Consider the following 16,591-nt stretch of genomic DNA (forward strand, 5'->3'; position numbering starts at 1 on the left):
AAATTCCATGATCAGCGTCCGAAACGCACGCCGTAGCTCACACCCAGTGTTCCGCCTGACTTGCCATCCCCGCCCTGTGGCGCGGATTGGTAGCCGAAGGTCAGGGCCAGTTCGTCGTCACCCAGCACTTCAACGCCAATCCCGGTGTTGATGCCGTAGTTGAAGGTTTGATCCGTCCATTGCCAGCCCGCCGTCAGGTCCACCAGCCAGGTGTATTGCGGCTTGGTCCGTACCAGTGCGCCGGGCAGACCACGACGCCAGGAACTGCCGAAATACAGTTGGCCGTAGCGGCTTTGCAGCAGGTCGCTGGCAGTGACGGTTTCGATGTCCAGTGGATTGATCGGATCAGGCAATCCAGTCTCCGGGTCGAACGTCTGCACAGGTGCTGCTCTGATGACCGGGCCACCAAAGTTACTGGACAGGTAATCCAGCGACTTATCCTTGACCTGGTTTTTCTGATAGTCGACACCGCTGCGCACGGTCCAGTTGGGACCGGCGAATTCCAGCGTGTGGTTGAGCTCCATTTTCAGCGCGTGACCATTGCCGAGGTCGTCACCGGCACGGGTGGAAAACGACCGCTGTGCGACCTCCCAACTGAACTGATCGCGAGCGGTCAGGCTGTGACGCCCCCCGAGGAACACCCGGTCCTGCTGACCGAAAGCGCGCATCAGGCCGCTGTCTTCGCTCTTGCGATGCCAGTCGACGCCGGTCTCCAGTTCATCGCTCACGCCCAACTGCCAGGTCCGGGAAAGGCCCAGGCCATTGCGGTCGTCGTCCTTGCGCTGGCTGGTGTCGGCGAACAGTTTGTAGCTGCCGTTTTCCACCGAACGTTGCAAGGTCAGCGCAGCGTTACGCTCTTCGCCGATTTTCGATGACTCGATCTCGTCGCCACTGTAGTCGCCCTGTTCCAGCTCAAGATCGGCGTACCACTGATCACCCAGGTTGTGCGCAATTTCCAGGCGCGGCGCCTTGAACGCGAGGCCGCCGAAATCCTGGTCATGCCACGACAACTGCGCACCTTGCGGCGTGCGTTCGTGGATTTCCACGGCCTGACGACGCAGTTGTTCGCGCACCGCTTGCGGCTGCTCGTCGCCGAGCGCCGTCAGGCTGGTGTCGAGGGCTTCGTTCAGCCGGCCCAGACGACTGAGGGCCTGCGCGCGTTGCGCCGGGTTCAGATCGCTGCTGGCCAACAGCGTTTCGACCTGTTCCTTGTTACGGCTACGCAGAGCTTGCTGGATCTGCTCATAACGCTCGACCTTCAAGCCCTGACCGCGTGCCCAATCCAGCCATTGGTCCTTTTGCGAGTCCTGGTTGGTCGCATCCAGACGCGCCAGCAACCGTTCGAACCACAATTGCAGCATCGCCGGCGAGCCATCCTTCCACTTCAGCACTTCGTGCTGGGCCTTTTTCGGCGAGTAACTGCTGGCCATCAAACGCAACCAGATGCCATAGCGCCCGGACGACGGCTGGACATTGTCCGCCTCGGGGCTGCGCAGCAACTTCAGGCGCAGGCGCTGGGCCGCATCCTGATAGCCGGCGCTCTCCAGCGCATCGGCGTAGGCCGCTTGCACCAGCCAATCCTGCGGACTGGTCTTGAGGTACATCCGATACCAGGCCAGCGCTTCGCTATCGCGACCGAGCATCTGGCTGGCACTGGCGAACGGTAGCCACAAAATCCGGTCTTCACGTGCCCGGGCTTTCCATTGGGTCAGCAACGGCTTGAGTTCGGCGGTATTGCCCTGATCGACGTAAAGCCACATCAAGCGCTCGCGAAACAGGTTGTCCTCGGGGAATCGCGCCAGTCCTTCCTGATACAGGCGCTGCGCCTCTTCAGGCTGGTCTTTGTGCACGGCCAGTGCGCCGCGCACGGCCAACACTTGAGCCTGCCCGTAAGCGGCCGGGTATTGCTCGGCATCCTTGAGCAACGCCTCCACTTGTGACCAGTCCTGCAGTTCCTCGGCTTGCTGCAACGCTTCGACCAGGCGCTGCGGGTCATGGCTGCGCTGCCAACTGCCGACCATCAACTGCAAGGCGCGCCGGGGATTGCTGGTGCGATAAAGGGTGATCAATTGACTCTCGTCGCCGCTGTTGAGCGAGCCCTTGAGCGCCAGCATTTTTTCCAGGGACACCTGCAGTTCATCGTCCAGTTCCAGGTCCCAGGCCAGCGCGGCACGGGATCGCCAGTAATTCGGATCGGTGATATTGCGGTTATCGACCTGCAACACCTGCCACGCGGCTTTGTTATCAAACAGCTTCAGGTAGGTATCGACCCAATCGACCCGTTCGGTGGAGGTCAGGGCAAAGCGTTTCGAGTAGTCCTTGTAGACCTTGGCCTTGGACGCGTACTGCCCGGTGTTTTCCAGGTTTTGCAGCAGACGCGTCCAGGCCAGACGATGCCGGGGGTACTTGCGCAAATAAGTGTGCAGCCAGGCCTCAGCCTGTTGCGGCGTGCCCCGGGATTCGTGGCCGTAGATCAATGCGTCCAGCTCGATGTCGGTCAGCGGCCGTTGCTCCATGATCTCGGCGAGCAATGGAATCGAGCGGTCGAAGTCGAACTGCTGGCTCGCCAGGCGCCAGGCGTGCTCACGGGTTTGCGCGTCTTCGCGCAATTTCAGCAGGCGAATCCAGTAGTCGAGGGCCGTCTCGGTTTCGCCGCTCCACTCGCCGAGCTGAGCCATTTGCTCCAGTAATTGCGGGTCTTCGGGATGTTCGAGCAGCAGTTGCTGACCGCTTTTCCAGGCGCCCGGCAAATCGCCGAGGGCCAGACGCATGCTGAAATCCTTTTGCAGGATTTGCGGATCGTCAGGTTGCAAGACGCGCCATTGTTGCAGGAAGCGTTGCGCCAGATCGAAGCGTTTGCTCGCGATCGCCACATCGACGCCCTGCTGCACCCAAGCCGTATCGGTTTGTGGATTGGTCAGCCGGTCGACTTCATCGGCGAGCACCTGCACGGCCTGGTCGCCCTGTCCGGAGGCCAGGAGGCTGTTGAACGCCAGTTGCGCGTATTCACGGCGCTCGGTCGCCTGTTCGGTGGCCTTTTTCAGCGCCAGGTAAATTTCGGCGGCGCGTCCCGGTTGCTCGCCGGCCAGGTACCACTGCGCGGCAGACTTGAGGGCATCGCTTCGCTGCTGCGGATCACGCGCGGCGATCTCTTCATAGATGCTGGCGGCAAAGGCTGGCGCCTGCAAGTTCAACGCGAGCTTGGCCAGGCTTTGCAATTGCGGCAGCGGCAGCAGGTGATGATCGAAGCTTTTCAGGCGTTCGACCAACGCCTGCTGCGTGATCAGATCGCTGCCCTTGGCCGCTTCCAGCGCATCCAGTTCAAGCCGGTAATAGGCCTGCAATTCCAGGTTCGGCTTGGGCCAGTTCTCCAGATGCTGACGGGCCTTGGTGTAATCGCCGAGACGGATCAACAGATCGATCAGTTGCAGGCGCAGGCGATCGTCTTCGGGGTGGGCCGTCAGCAGCAGTTCGGCATAGTTGGCCGAGACGGCATCCGGTTCACGGCCATCGGGCTGGAACACTTCTTCGCGCTGGAACGTCGCCCACAGCAGGCCACCCACGGTGACCGCCACCACCGCCAATGCCCAAGGATTGAGCAGGCGACTGCCTTTAGTGACTGAGGCGTTAGTTGCAGAGGAGCTGACCATTACTCACCTGCTTCATCGGTAATTGAAAAGTCCACAGGCCGGCGGACGCCTTGCCTGTAAAACGCTGTCCATCCACTTCGACCCGGCAGGCGCTCGCCGAGCGCACCGAGAAGCTCAGGTCGACTTGACCGGCAAACGAAAAGCTCACGCGTTGGTCATCCAGGTAACGCCAGTCCAGCAATGGCAAATTGGCTTCTTCAAGGGCCGGGCGTGAATCCCGGTCAGGGCGCAACACCAGCAATGCACGGTCACTGCTCAAGTGCACGTAGCGTCCCTGGGGCACATCACGCACCCCCGCAATACCTTGGGAACGCCGCAGATCCGGCCAGCCCATTTGCGGGTCAAGGCGCACGGTGCGCAACGCATCCATGCCGCGAATCTGCCAGTCGCCCTCGGCGGTGCGCGCCAGACTGGCCTGATACAGACCGTGCAGGCGATCAAGGTAATCGCTCATCCACAGCGACATCGGCTGCTGTTCGCGCATGTAGCCGTAGATCTCGTTCATCGCTTTGATCGAGGCCTGCTTGGTGCTCGAATAGAAGTGGTAATAGAGGTGCAGGCCGCGCAGGCGTCGTGGGCTGTCGGTCAGCTCAAAGGTGTCAATCACATCGCGAAAACCGTAATACGGTCCCTTCCACAGATTGGTGTAGAGGTTTTCGTTGATGATCGGCGCGTAGTACTGCAGACCGCCCGAGGTCGGTCGCAACAGCGGGTTCAGACCGGTCAGCGACGGGTTGGCCCTGGTCAGCATGGTCTCGGCGCCGTTGACGTTTTTCAGGCCCGCGTCATAGGCCAGTTTGATCGTGGCCGCCGACGGCAAGGCGTCGCCGGGCCAGAAGACCAGCTTCACCGGTTTTTCCGGGGTCGTCAGTTGCTGATTGATGTAGTCACGCGAACCAAAAATCTCGCGGCGGAAATCCAGTTTGTCGTAATTCGGAATGGCCATTTTCAAGCCATATTCCGGATTGAAGCCTTCGCGTTTCTGCGCCACTTCCGGCTGCATGAAAAACGGATGGCTGAAGGTGTGCGTCGCGACTTCGACTTTCGGGTTGGCGAACAACTCGCGAGCGATGGGCTCCAGCTCGCGGGCCAGGAACGGAAACATTCCGCGCGGGGAAATCTCGCCCTCGACGATCGATACCGAGGTCAGGAACGGGTTGGGCCGGATGAAGTCATCCAACACTTGTTTGCCCGCGTAAGGCGTGCCACGCACCTCGGCGCGCGAGGGAAAGCCGTCGCCATCGATGTGCACGGTGGCGATGCGCCGCCCGTTTTCGGTGGTGGTGTCCGGCCGTGGCTGCACCGGCAGCCGCAGGCTGGCCTGGAGAAACGCGAACGGATCGAGAATCCAGCGGCTGCGCTCGTTGTTGGTTTCCAGGATGTACGGCGCGAGTGCCAGACCGCCCCAACTGGCTACCGCGACAGGGGTAAACGTCTGGCCGCCTTCACCAGTCAGCAGCAACGATGCTTTAGGACCATTGGGCAGCACAGAAACCGCACTCAGGTCACGGGATCGGGGCTGCACCGGAGCTTCGAACGCCCCGAGCAGCGACTTGTCCTGATAGGTGATCGTCAGCGCTTGAGTGGCCGGAGGTGCCCGGCGTTCAAGGCCCAGGCGCTTGAGCAGCAGCTTGTCTTCAACCGGCAGACCGGCGAAGAACACCAGCGGCACCTGTTCGTCCAGACGCTTGCCCAGCCAGCGATTGAATGCCGGACTGTCCTGCGGCGGACCGCTGGTCATCCAGGTAATGATGCCCGCATACAAACCGCTGAAACGGTGCTCCGGCAGCGTTTCGTCAGCCGCCAGATAGTCGACCCGATAGCCCAGGTATTCAAGCAGACCGCCCAACAGTGTGTGCCCGGCGTTGCGAATCACATCGCCTTCGCGCGGGTCGTAAATCAAGGCGATGCGACGAGGCTGGACTTCGATGCTGCTGATGCCCATCGAATCCAGATCGGGGGTGCCAATGTACGGAATGAAACCTTCTTCACGCAGACGCTTGGCCAGCTTGCGCGCTTCCTCGCGGCGCTCTGGCGGCAAGTAGTCGATGGCCACCAGCGCAATGCCTTTGGCGCGCAAGGGTTGCAGCTGGGTTTCCAGCCACTGGCGGTCGGCTTCGGGCACCGGACGATATCGTTTGGCGGACGCGTCCCAACCGGCATGGATGGACTCGACGGCCACGGCGGCAGCCACGCCATCGAGCTCTGCCAGCACTTCAAAACCGCGATTGAAAAACAGCTTCAGGTCCGGCTGACGCTGGTGCAGCTCCCGCAGGAAACTGGCCAGGGCATGGCGTTGCGCTTCTTGCTCCGCTTGCGGCATCAACTGGAAGCTGTCGAGCGTGTCGAGGAACAGCCCGGCATAGCCTTCGGCTTGCAGTGCCTTGGCGCGGCTGAACAAATGCTCACGCCAGGCCGGCGCGGCGAGGTCCATGACCTGGCTGTCCCAGGCTCCGTTGCGAACCGGGCTGACGGCCTTGCCCAGGCCGGCCTTGTCGATGGCCGCCTTGTTGCCGCTGAATTCACCGACGGACAGGTAGGCAAACGGCTGGCTGCCCAACTTGCGCAGGGTTTTGACGTCCCCCGCCGACACATGCCCCGGCTCGACCACCGACCAGTCGAACTGGGCCAGCTCGGAGATCGGCGGCTCGTCGGCGTACCAAAAGGTCACGCTGGAGGGTGGCACCAATGCGGCAGCCTGCACGGCAGGTCCACTTACACACAACGCCAGAGCGGCTAACAGTCGCTTGGCGACCGAGCGGACACGCGTCCTGCGAAAAACGATTTCCATAACTCACTCTTGAAATGACTGAACCGTTACCGCTTGAACATCGGGCAGTAAAACCGGCCGAATCAAAGACTGCGGATAAGTTGCGCTAGACCATTGCCGATGGACGTCGGCTCCGGAAGATTGAAGCGTTCGAGCAGGCGCGCATTGTTGGCGCGCGAATGGCGAATATCGCCCTGACGTGGCGCCTGATAATTCACCGTCAAAGGGTTGCCGGTGGCCGCTCCCAGTTCAGCGATCAAATCATTGAGGCTGGTGGAGCGGCTCAAGCCGATGTTCACCGCACCGGATTGCGGTTCGCTCGCCTCCACCGCCTGGAGCAGGATGCTCACCAGGTCCAGGACGTAGACGAAGTCGCGGGTCTGCTCACCGTCACCGAAAATCGAAACCGGCTGCCGGTTCATCGCCCGCTCGGTGAAGATGCTGATCACACCGGAGTACGGCGAAGACGGATCCTGGCGCGGGCCAAAAATGTTGAAGAACCTCAGGATCACTGGCTCCAGGCCGTGTTCGCGGCGATAGAAATCCAGGTAATACTCGCTGGCCAGTTTGTCGCTGGCATAGGGCGTGAGCGGCGACTTGGCGGTGTTTTCATCAATCGCCGAACCTTCGCCATTGTTGCCATAGATGGCCGCGCTGGAGGCGAACACGACACGCTTGATCCCGGCCTTCAACATGTTTTCACAGACGTTGAGCGTGCCGACAAAATTGCTTTGATGGGTGCTGACCGGATCGTCCACCGATGCTTGCACGGAGGCCACGGCGGCCAGGTGAACCACCGCGCTGCAATCACGCATGGCCTGACTCACCGCGGCGCTGTCGGCGACATCACCGACGACCAGGTTCAGGTTGGCGTTATCCATTGGCAAGTTACTGACTTTGCCGGAGGACAGGTTATCCAGCACACGCACTTTGTAACCTTTCGCCAGCAACGCTTCCACCAGGTGTGATCCGATGAAACCAGCACCGCCAGTAACGAGTATTCGCTCCACAAACATGAAAGTTCTTCCTGAAAAATCAAGCGGATACATGGATTTGAAGTCCGCCATCGGTTTGAGCTCGCGCAATCACAGTCGCGGATGCCCCGTGAAACTTGCCAGTCGCGAGTGACATTTTTATGGCGGTAGGCCATCAAAACGCCGCCGATAATGGGAGATCGGGCGATGACTGTCAATAGACCGTCTATTTTTCTCATTGCTTTCAAAACCATAGAAAATTTGTCATTTTTTTGACGACTTTTATTCCAGATTTTGTGCCGGATCACTTGTACGGCCTCGAGGGGGCGCCAACCCTCTGGCAAATGAACTTTTCTTCACCCCGTCCATTGGCCGCAACCTGTACATTTTCTTCGCCCATTCAAGAAACTACGGTTTGCCCGCCCTCCCGCGGGCTTTTTTTTGCCTGTAAATTGTGGGTCGTCCACCGTAACCTCGAGCGCCCGATGACGATCCTCACCCTCCCCTGCAAACGCCTGACGCTGGCCATCCTCAGCCCCAGCCAGGCCGCGCTGGAAAGCGACTTCTACCAGCGCAATCAGGCACACCTCGCCCCCTGGTCACCGGTTCGCCCCGACGACTACTACCGTCCGGAAAAAATCCGCTCGCGCCTGGCGCAGCAGGCCTTTGCCTTCGAAGACGGCTACGCGGTGCACTTTGCAATGCTGGATCGCAACGGCCAGCAGATGATCGGCGCATGCAATTTCAGCGGCATCATTCGCGGGGCATTTCAGGCGTGTTACCTCGGCTATCACATCGACCAATCCCACCAGGGCCAGGGTTTGATGCATGAAGCCCTGCAAGCGGGTATCCGTTACGTGTTCGAGACAATGAACCTGCACCGGATCATGGCCAACTACATCCCCGACAACGAGCGCAGCGCCCGGTTGCTGGAACGCCTGGGTTTCGAGCGCGAAGGCTATGCCAAGGCGTACCTGAACATCGGCGGGCGCTGGCAGGATCATGTGCTGACGGCGCTGGTCAGCAAGGTCTACGAAGACCCTGATCAATGCTGGTCAAGACCGCTTTCCTAAGCTTTCACACCTCGTTCACGTTTTGTTAAGGATTCGCTTCGTATGCTCGGGATTCGAACTCCCTCCCCGGTCCCCGAACGCCCATGTCGCGCTCCACTTCCTCACTGTTATTGCTTGCCGCGCTGCTGTTTTTCTTCGCCCTGGGCAATCACCAGTTGCAAGGCTCCACCGAGGCGCGGGTCGCCGGTATTGCCATGGAAATGCACCTGGACAACGACTGGGTGACACCCCGCCTGTTCGGCGAACCCTTCCTGGAAAAACCGCCCCTGAGCCTGTGGCTCGACGCCGGAGCCATCGGCGCATTCGGCAGCACGCCGTGGGCGGTGCGGTTGACCTCGGCCTGTGCCGGGTTATTCAGCGTGATGCTGTTGTTCGCAATGCTGCGGCGCTTCGGCCGGCCAACATCCATGGCCTGGACCGCCGCATTACTGTTGGCGACCATGGCCAGTTACTGGAGCAACGTGCGCGGCGTCGGCGAAGACGCGTTGCTCGCCCTCGGCGTGACCCTGGCGCTGCTGGCGTTCTTTCAGGGGCACCGACAAGCGAGCCGGGGCAACGCGCTGTTGTTCGCCCTGGGAATCGCCATCGCCACCTTGAGCAAAGGCATCCTGGGGCTGGCGATGCCGGGGGTGGTGATCTTCGCCTTTCTGCTCGCCGAGAGCCTGCTGGACAAGCGCCTGTACCTCTCGCACTGGCTACGGCCGGGCCTGCTGACGCTGCTGGGATTGCTGCCCTTGATGATCTGGCTGGCGCTGCTGTATCAGCGCGCAGGCACCCAGGCCGTGACGGAAGTGCTGCTGACCAACAGCGTCGGACGCTTCAGTGGCTCCTTCGTGGAAGCCGGTCATTACGAACCGTTCTACTACTATCTGGCCAAACTGCCCCAGGCGTTTTTGCCCTGGAACATTCTGGTGTACCTGGGGCTTTGGCATTTCCGTAAAAGCCTGATGGCCAACCGTTACCTGCTGTTCTTCACCCTGTGGATACTGGCGCAGTTCGTCATGCTGACGCTGGCGTCGAGCAAACGCACGGTGTACCTGATGTCGATGACGCCGGCGGCGGCCGTCATCGCCGCCGAGTACGCGAGCGTCCTCTACGCAAGGCTGATGGCTCGGCAAAACGTCTCGATCTTGGCTAGCCGCATTATCCGGCACCGTCGCAGCGTGGCGGTTGGCACGCTGGCCGTGGTGATCGCCAGCTACCTCGCCGCGGCACAATGGGCACTCCCCCACGCCGACCGCACATTGTCGTTCCTGCCGCTGACCGAGCAGATCCGGGCCCTGCAGGCCAACGGTCAGCAAGTAGCGCTGTTTCAGGCCAACGAACGACTGGGCGGCGCCAGCGTGTTCTACACCCACCGCGTGCTCAAAGGACTGGATACCGAGGCGCAGCTGCATGAGTTCCTGACCGCGTCGCCTTCCAACGTAGCGGTCATTGGCGCCGATGCAGAACCGCCCGCGCCCTTGAAGGTGCTCAAATCCATGAAGGTCGGGCGGCAGGATTACTACTTTGTCAGGCAATAAAAAACCCGTGATCCCTGAGGATCACGGGTTTTTCAGATCCAGCGCCTGAAATTAACTGGCCGTCTGAGCCTGCGCTACAGCTACCCGCCGCTCATGTTTTTGCAGAACCGGCAGATCCAGCCGCGCCCGGCCGTAAAACGCCAGCGCCGTCAGCAAACACGCCAGCCATACGAAGATCCCTGCCCAGAAGGTGTGGGACATGTAGTGCCAGCCTTGCAGAACACGCGTGGTGCCGTAGACGAAACCCAGCAGCAGCGAACCGTACATCACCGCTTTGGAAAAGCGCCACTGGTAGCGTCGCGCAACGAAATACAGCGCCAGCATGGTGAAACCACCCGAAGCATGACCACCCGGCCAGCAGCGGCCATCGCCTGCTTTCATGAACAGCTGAAAATTCTCGTACCACTCGATGTGGGCGATTTTTCCACCGTAAAGCGTCGTTTCAATCGGGCAGTACACGCTGGTATGCGACTTGAGGAAATGGATCACTCCAGTGCAAATCGCGAACGCAAATACCACAAACAGAAAATCCCGACGATGGTCCCTGGCAAACCGAAGCACAGGAGCGGCTTTGGTCCGTTCCAGAAAGTTGCCCAGGCGCGGATGTTTTTGCGGGGTGACCAATGGCCAGACAAACGACAGGATCGCGCCGATCAACGCAATTTCAGCGGTCCAGTTGGGAATGATCCGCGCCCACTTGTGGGTGAGCTTCTCAAAGAAGTGAACCTGGTCGATTGGGAAGGTTTGGGTAATCGGATCAAAGAACAGATTGCTGAACGCGATGTCGATTGAGGTCATGTCGAACATCAGGAAAACCACGGCGGCGCAGGCCAGCGGAATACCGAAATTCAACCAGTAGAAACGTTGGGAAGTACTCAGCATCGTGCGTCCTGATCAAAAAGATGAATTCATTTGCTCGTCATCGATGGCCAGTCCGAGGCGTCGATGAGGCCTAGCATGCGAGGTGTCTGTGGCGTTTCGGCAGAAACAAACAACGAAGCGCCGTACCCCGGAGTGGAGCCTGACAACTTGAGGTCTTTCTCGAGTTGCTCCATGCATTCGCTGTGGGTCACCAGGATCAGGTTGCGTCCGGCCACTTTATGCGCCAGAGCGTCGCGCAGCATAGTGCCCTTGCAACTGATCAGCCAGTCCTCACCGGTGCCGACCTTGTTGAACATGTAGGCCGCTGTCTGTGCCGTACGCAGCATCGGGCTGTTGTAGATGTCGGCCTTGTTCAGCCCCAACTGCTCGAAGTGCGCACCGACTCCCACCGCGACGCTACGCGAACGATCGGTAATCCCATCGTTGCCCACCAGGCAGGCGGCGCTGGAGTGATCACAACGCTCGACATGGCGTACCAGCACGATCATGTCGCCCTTGGCCCAACCGGCCCGCAATGCCTGAGCGCCGGCCACATTACCATGGGCCAGGTCCGGCACGGCGGCAGGCCGCAGAAGAAAAAGGATCAGGGGTACCACCAGCAACGCCGAGGCCAGCACCACGATTGCATTGCGATAGCGGGCAAATCGGCTCAGGTCGATCGAGCGTTTTACGCCGAACAGAGTCAGTCTCAATTCCATATCTATCCGCCTCACCGACATGCACCATTATTTTTATGCGGCGAGGTTAGAGAGGCAGGCGTCGACTGCAGGTGAAACCCATGTGAAAAAAAGCTTAAGAAATGGAACTGCCCGACGCACGGTCAGCCCTTACACAAAGCGCAACACTTTCGCGCAAAAGCCATTACAAAAAACGTTTCAGCTCCCGGAATCGCGGCCGATATACCCTGCTTACATAGCTTGGAGGCTCCCAAAAACAACAATCTTCCAGCCACCGACGATCAAGAAGCACTGCGTTACTGGAGGAATTTTCATGAATAGCTGGTTCGGCAACATCAGCGTGAACCTGAAACTGGGCCTGGGCTTTGGCCTGGTTCTGGCACTGACTTGCGTCCTCGCCCTGACCGGCTGGACCAGCCTGGGCGGTTTGATTGACCGCAGCAACTGGATGAGCGACATCACCCAGCTCAACGCCAGCCTGACCAAGCTGCGTGTGGCGCGCCTGCAATACATGCTGACCAACGGCGACGAAGCCACCGCCCAGAACGTGCAGACCACCCTCGAAGCCTTTTCCGCTCAACAACAAGCGCTGCTGGTGAAGTTCAAGAGCCCGGAGAACCTCAAGCTGCTCAATGAGCAAGGCACCGTCATCGACGCCTACAAGACGTCCCTGAACAAAATGCGCGGCGCCTACCGTGCCGGCAGCAGCGCCCGCGATGCCATGACCGCCAATGCTGAAACGGCCAACACGCTGATCAACGATCTCAATAACCGCGTGCAACAACTGCCGCCGGGCGATCAGCGCTTCGAACAGTTCCAGGCCATCACCGCCGCCAAGGAAGCCTTCTTGCTGGCCCGCTACGAAGTGCGCGGCTACACCGCGACCACCAACGCTGAAACCGAGCAAAAGGCCGTCGCCCAACTGGACGCCGCCATCGCCAGCCTGAAACAGCTCAACGCGCATTTCGCCGACGTTCAGCCAGATGCCCTGCAACGACTGGAAACCGCGCTGGGCAACTACCGCAGCGCCTTGCAGGCTTACAAAACCGCAAACGGTGACGTGGTACAGGCACGCAAGGAAATGACTGACGAGGGTGCCGCCATCGTCAGCCTGAGCGATGCGCTGTACCAGATTCAACTCGACCGCCGTGACGCCGAAAGCGACAACGCCCGCACCCTGCAACTGGTCAGCACATTGCTGGCATTGTTGGTGGGCATCATTGCCGCCGTCGTCATTACCCGACAGATTACCGGCCCGCTGCGCGACACCCTGGCCGTGGTCGATCGCATCGCCAGCGGCGACTTGTCCCACGATGTCCAGGTGACGCGCCGCGACGAACTCGGTGTGTTGCAACAAGGCATCGCGCGCATGGGCGTGACCCTGCGCGACCTGATCAGCGGCATCCGCGACGGCGTCACCCAGATCGCCAGCGCCGCAGAAGAGCTGTCGGCCGTGACCGAACAAACCAGCGCCGGGGTCAACAGCCAGAAAGTCGAAACCGATCAGGTCGCCACCGCCATGCACGAGATGACCGCCACCGTGCAGGAAGTCGCGCGCAATGCCGAGCAGGCTTCGCAAGCGGCAGCCGCGGCCGATGGTGAAGCTCGCGAAGGCGACAAAGTGGTAGCCGAAGCCATCACCCAGATCGAACGCCTGGCCAGCGAAGTGGTGCGTTCCACCGAAGCCATGGGCGTGCTGCAACAGGAAAGCGACAAGATCGGCAGCGTGATGGACGTGATCAAGGCCGTGGCCGAACAGACCAACCTGCTGGCGCTCAACGCGGCCATTGAAGCGGCGCGTGCCGGTGAAGCCGGACGTGGTTTTGCCGTGGTGGCCGACGAAGTCCGCGGCCTGGCCCAGCGTACGCAAAAATCCACCGAAGAAATCGAAAGCCTGGTGGCGGGTCTGCAGAACGGCACCCAACAAGTGGCAATGGTGATGAACAACAGCCGCGTCCTGACCGACAGCAGCGTGGCCCTGACCCGCAAGGCCGGCGCGTCACTGGAAAACATCACCCGCACGGTGTCCAACATCCAGTCGATGAACCAGCAGATCGCCGCCGCCGCCGAACAGCAAAGCGCCGTGGCCGAAGAGATCAGCCGCAGCATCATCAACGTACGCGACGTCTCCGAACAGACAGCCGCGGCCAGCGACGAAACGGCAGCATCCAGTGTTGAACTGGCGCGGTTGGGGAATCAGTTGCAAGCGATGGTGAGCCACTTCCGGGTCTGACGCTGGATCAGCGCTGAACCACAGATCCAATCGCGGGCAAGCCCGCTCCCACAGGTTCAGTGAGTACCCTGTGGGAGCGGGCTTGCCCGCGATGGCGATCTGACTGGCAATGAAGACACTCAGGCTCCCCACGGATTGATCACGTCCAGTCCGGAAAACTCGAAATCCCGAACATTACGAGTAGCAATTGGAGCTCCGTGGATTCGGCAGACAGCGGCAATCTGCGCATCAGCCATCGACGCAGCACGTCCCTTGGCTTCACAACCGGCCACAAGCGTCGCGTACTCGACCGCGGCATGAACATCAAAGGGCAAAATCCTTCCGGCAAAGTCTTCTTCAAACATCGCCATCGCATGGGATTCGAGCTTTTGTTTACGCTTGCCGGACGGGAGCCTGGCGATACCATGGAGAATTTCCGCCACGGTAATAGCACTGATTGCCAGCTCCAAAGCAGGTTGCGCATCCACCCAGGCAAGAACTTGGGTGTCAGGTTCGAGTCGCATGAACTCTGAAAGCACATTCGTATCGAGCACGATCATTCGGAGAAATCCACAGCGCTCGCTTTTTCTTGCCGCTCTGGCAAATCGAGTTCAACACCGCCGCACACTCTGAACCGATCACGAATTCTACTGCCGAGCCCTCCTGCTCGATCGATGGTCGCCAATGCTCTCCCCAAAATCAGACGAGCTTCTTCTTCCATCGAGTGCCCGTTATGGGCAGCCGCAATGCGTAGCTGCTCTTTAATCTGATCGTCGAGGTTTCGAATAGTGATGCTGGCCATGATGCCTCCTGCAATCAATGAAATCATTGATTGCAGGCTAGCACATCATGATTCAGTTACCACTGCTGGCCGCTGAATGGCGTCACACACTGATCGCATTGGTAAACACCAACCGATTGCCGAACGGATCGGCGATGGTCATGTCCTGGCTGCCCCACGGCATCGCCTGAATCTGCGGGTGAGCGAAGGGGTATTGCTTGGCCAGCAATTGCTGCTGGAACACTTCCAGTTCATCGGTCTCGATGCGCAGCGCCGAGCCCGGCGTGCTGTCACCCTGGTGTCCGGACAGATGCAGCACGCATTCACCGTGGGAAACCTGCAGGTACAACGGGAAGTCGGGTTCGAAACGATGCTGCCAATCGATCTTGAATCCGAGGAAGTCGACGTAGAACTCCACGGCCTTGACTTCATCGGAGATCCGCAGGATCGGGGTGGTTTTGCCGAAGCTCATCGCGTTGCTCCCAGACAGAAATTGCCCGGCGTGTAGCCGGGCTGTACCTCAGCAATTCGGCTTGGCCATGGCATTCTTTAATCTCAATGTGCCACCACTGTGATGCAACGCCCAATCCTCACTCAAACCCGTCTCGCAAATCCCCTTGCCGCGCCAGAAACCGCCCTTCCCTGCGTCCGTTCGCCTGACCGTCGCAGTAACTCAGAACGCCGTTGACCCACACGCCGTCGATGCCTTCTGCCGCCCGTTGCGGATCATTGAAGTCCGCCACGTCGCGAATGGTCGCCGGGTCGAACAACACCAGATCGGCCCAATGCCCTTCGCGGATCTCGCCCCGTTCCTTCAAGCCGAATCGCGCGGCTGATAGCCCGGTCATCTTGTGCACGGCGGTGTGCAGCTCGAACAGCCCTGCGTCGCGGCTGAAATGTCCGAGCACCCGAGGGAACGCGCCCCACAAACGAGGATGGGGAAACGGGTCTTCCGGCAAACCGTCGGAGCCGACCATCGACAGCGGATGCGCGAGGATTCTGCGCACGTCCGCCTCGTCCATTCCGTAATACACCGCGCCGGCCGGTTGCAGTTGGCGGGCGGTATCGAGCAACGACAGGTTCCACTCGGCAGCGATGTCCATCAGGTCGCGGCCGCCCATCTCCGGGTGCGGCGTCGACCAGGTGATGGTGATGCGATGGGCGTCGGTGACTTGCTTGAGGTCCAGGGTCGAAGAGCTCGCCGCATAGGGATAGCAATCGCAGCCCACCGGGTGGGTTTGCGCGGCACGCTCAAGGGATTCCAGCAGCTGCGGGCTGCGGCCCCAGTTACCGGCGCCGGCGCATTTGAGGTGGGAAATGATCACCGGGACTTTCGCATGACGGCCGATCCGGAACGCCTCGTCCATGGCCTCCAGTACCGGTTCGAATTCGCTGCGCAAGTGGGTGGTGTAGACGGCGCCGAACGCTGTCAGCTCTTCGGTCAGTTGCATGACTTCATCCGTGGACGCCGAAAACGCGCTGGCGTAAGCCAGGCCCGTGGACAGTCCCAGCGCACCGGCCTCCAGGCTCTCGCGCAGCTGTTCGCGCATCGCGGCAATTTCGCCGGCGGTGGCGGTGCGATACAGATCGTCGAGATGGTTGCTGCGCAGTGCGGTGTGGCCCACCAGCGCGGCAACGTTCAGCGTCGTGTTCGCTGCTTCGACCGCCGCGCGGTAATCGCTGAACGTCGGATAAACAAAAGCGGCGCGGCTGCCCAGCAGGTTCATCGGGTCCGGCGGATCGCCGCGCAAACTCACCGGCGAAGCACTGATGCCGCAGTTGCCGACGATCACCGTGGTCACGCCCTGGCTGAGCTTGGGCAGCATTTGCGGCTGGCGGATCACCACGGTGTCGTCATGGGTGTGCACGTCGATGAAACCCGGCGCCAGCACGCGAGCGGCGGCGTCGATCTCCTCGGTGGCGCGGGCGTCGTGCAAGTCGCCGATGCGCTCGATGCGACCGTTCAGAATCGCCAGGTCGGCGGGGTAGCCGGGGCTGTTGCTGCCATCGATGATCAGTGCGTTGCGAATCAGCGTGTCGTACATCATC

At 60.4% G+C, this 16,591-nt stretch carries 12 protein-coding genes; 3 read left to right on the forward strand and 9 right to left on the reverse strand.

The genetic code is table 11. The features are described from left to right. Positions 1-11 precede the first annotated feature (11 nt). From JQF37_RS05260 to JQF37_RS05270, 3 genes are all read right to left on the reverse strand, one after another. Entirely contained in the window at positions 12-3,650 is a 3,639-nt protein-coding gene (locus tag JQF37_RS05260; protein WP_130203842.1) for a tetratricopeptide repeat protein, read from the reverse strand. Further along, positions 3,628-6,441 (reverse strand): bifunctional glycoside hydrolase 114/ polysaccharide deacetylase family protein, encoded by a 2,814-nt coding sequence (locus tag JQF37_RS05265; RefSeq protein WP_130203841.1) that lies wholly within the window; start codon positions 6,439-6,441, stop codon positions 3,628-3,630. Before JQF37_RS05265 ends, JQF37_RS05260 begins: the two co-directional genes overlap by 23 nt. A 62-nt stretch (positions 6,442-6,503) precedes the next feature. Next, positions 6,504-7,436 carry an SDR family NAD(P)-dependent oxidoreductase gene (locus tag JQF37_RS05270; protein ID WP_103404048.1) on the reverse strand — a complete coding sequence of 311 codons (933 nt, stop codon included), beginning with the start codon at positions 7,434-7,436 and terminating at the stop codon, positions 6,504-6,506. A gap of 443 nt (positions 7,437-7,879) precedes the next feature. Here JQF37_RS05270 and rimJ point away from each other — a divergent pair, with 443 nt between their 5' ends. After that, complete coding sequence (gene rimJ / locus JQF37_RS05275; RefSeq protein ID WP_130211249.1) at positions 7,880-8,467, forward strand: ribosomal protein S5-alanine N-acetyltransferase; 588 nt, start codon at positions 7,880-7,882, stop codon at positions 8,465-8,467. Between the two features lie 83 nt (positions 8,468-8,550). Beyond that, positions 8,551-9,990: a glycosyltransferase family 39 protein gene (locus tag JQF37_RS05280; protein ID WP_130211248.1), complete on the forward strand. Its 1,440-nt coding sequence runs from the start codon at positions 8,551-8,553 to the stop codon at positions 9,988-9,990. 51 nt (positions 9,991-10,041) lie between these two features. Here the strand turns inward: JQF37_RS05280 and JQF37_RS05285 are convergent, their stop codons facing one another. Together JQF37_RS05285 and JQF37_RS05290 are read right to left on the reverse strand one after the other, a co-directional pair. Further along, a complete protein-coding gene (locus tag JQF37_RS05285) occupies positions 10,042-10,872 on the reverse strand; it encodes a phosphatase PAP2 family protein (protein WP_130211247.1) in 831 nt (276 codons plus the stop codon). A gap of 26 nt (positions 10,873-10,898) precedes the next feature. Further along, positions 10,899-11,570 (reverse strand): histidine phosphatase family protein, encoded by a 672-nt coding sequence (locus JQF37_RS05290; protein ID WP_130211246.1) that lies wholly within the window; start codon positions 11,568-11,570, stop codon positions 10,899-10,901. 292 nt (positions 11,571-11,862) lie between these two features. Between JQF37_RS05290 and JQF37_RS05295 the strand changes: the two genes are divergently transcribed. Beyond that, positions 11,863-13,782 (forward strand): methyl-accepting chemotaxis protein, encoded by a 1,920-nt coding sequence (locus JQF37_RS05295; protein WP_130211245.1) that lies wholly within the window; start codon positions 11,863-11,865, stop codon positions 13,780-13,782. Positions 13,783-13,901: 119 nt separating this feature from the next. Here JQF37_RS05295 and JQF37_RS05300 read toward each other — a convergent pair whose 3' ends face one another. The 4 genes from JQF37_RS05300 to JQF37_RS05315 all read right to left on the reverse strand — a co-directional run bounded on the left by JQF37_RS05300 (position 13,902) and on the right by JQF37_RS05315 (position 16,590). Next, complete coding sequence (locus JQF37_RS05300; protein WP_130211244.1) at positions 13,902-14,321, reverse strand: type II toxin-antitoxin system VapC family toxin; 420 nt, start codon at positions 14,319-14,321, stop codon at positions 13,902-13,904. After that, positions 14,318-14,563: a plasmid stabilization protein gene (locus JQF37_RS05305; protein ID WP_130211243.1), complete on the reverse strand. Its 246-nt coding sequence runs from the start codon at positions 14,561-14,563 to the stop codon at positions 14,318-14,320. The genes JQF37_RS05300 and JQF37_RS05305 overlap by 4 nt, the downstream gene beginning before the upstream one ends. A gap of 82 nt (positions 14,564-14,645) precedes the next feature. After that, on the reverse strand, positions 14,646-15,014 hold the full coding sequence (locus JQF37_RS05310) for a glyoxalase superfamily protein (protein ID WP_130211242.1): 369 nt from the start codon (positions 15,012-15,014) through the stop codon (positions 14,646-14,648). A 118-nt stretch (positions 15,015-15,132) separates the two neighbouring features. Then, positions 15,133-16,590 (reverse strand): D-aminoacylase, encoded by a 1,458-nt coding sequence (locus JQF37_RS05315; RefSeq protein ID WP_130211241.1) that lies wholly within the window; start codon positions 16,588-16,590, stop codon positions 15,133-15,135. Position 16,591: the final 1 nt, after the last annotated feature.

It is taken from the genome of Pseudomonas sp. MIL9 (assembly GCF_016887925.1).
Taxonomy (GTDB): Bacteria; Pseudomonadota; Gammaproteobacteria; order Pseudomonadales; family Pseudomonadaceae; genus Aquipseudomonas; species Aquipseudomonas mohnii.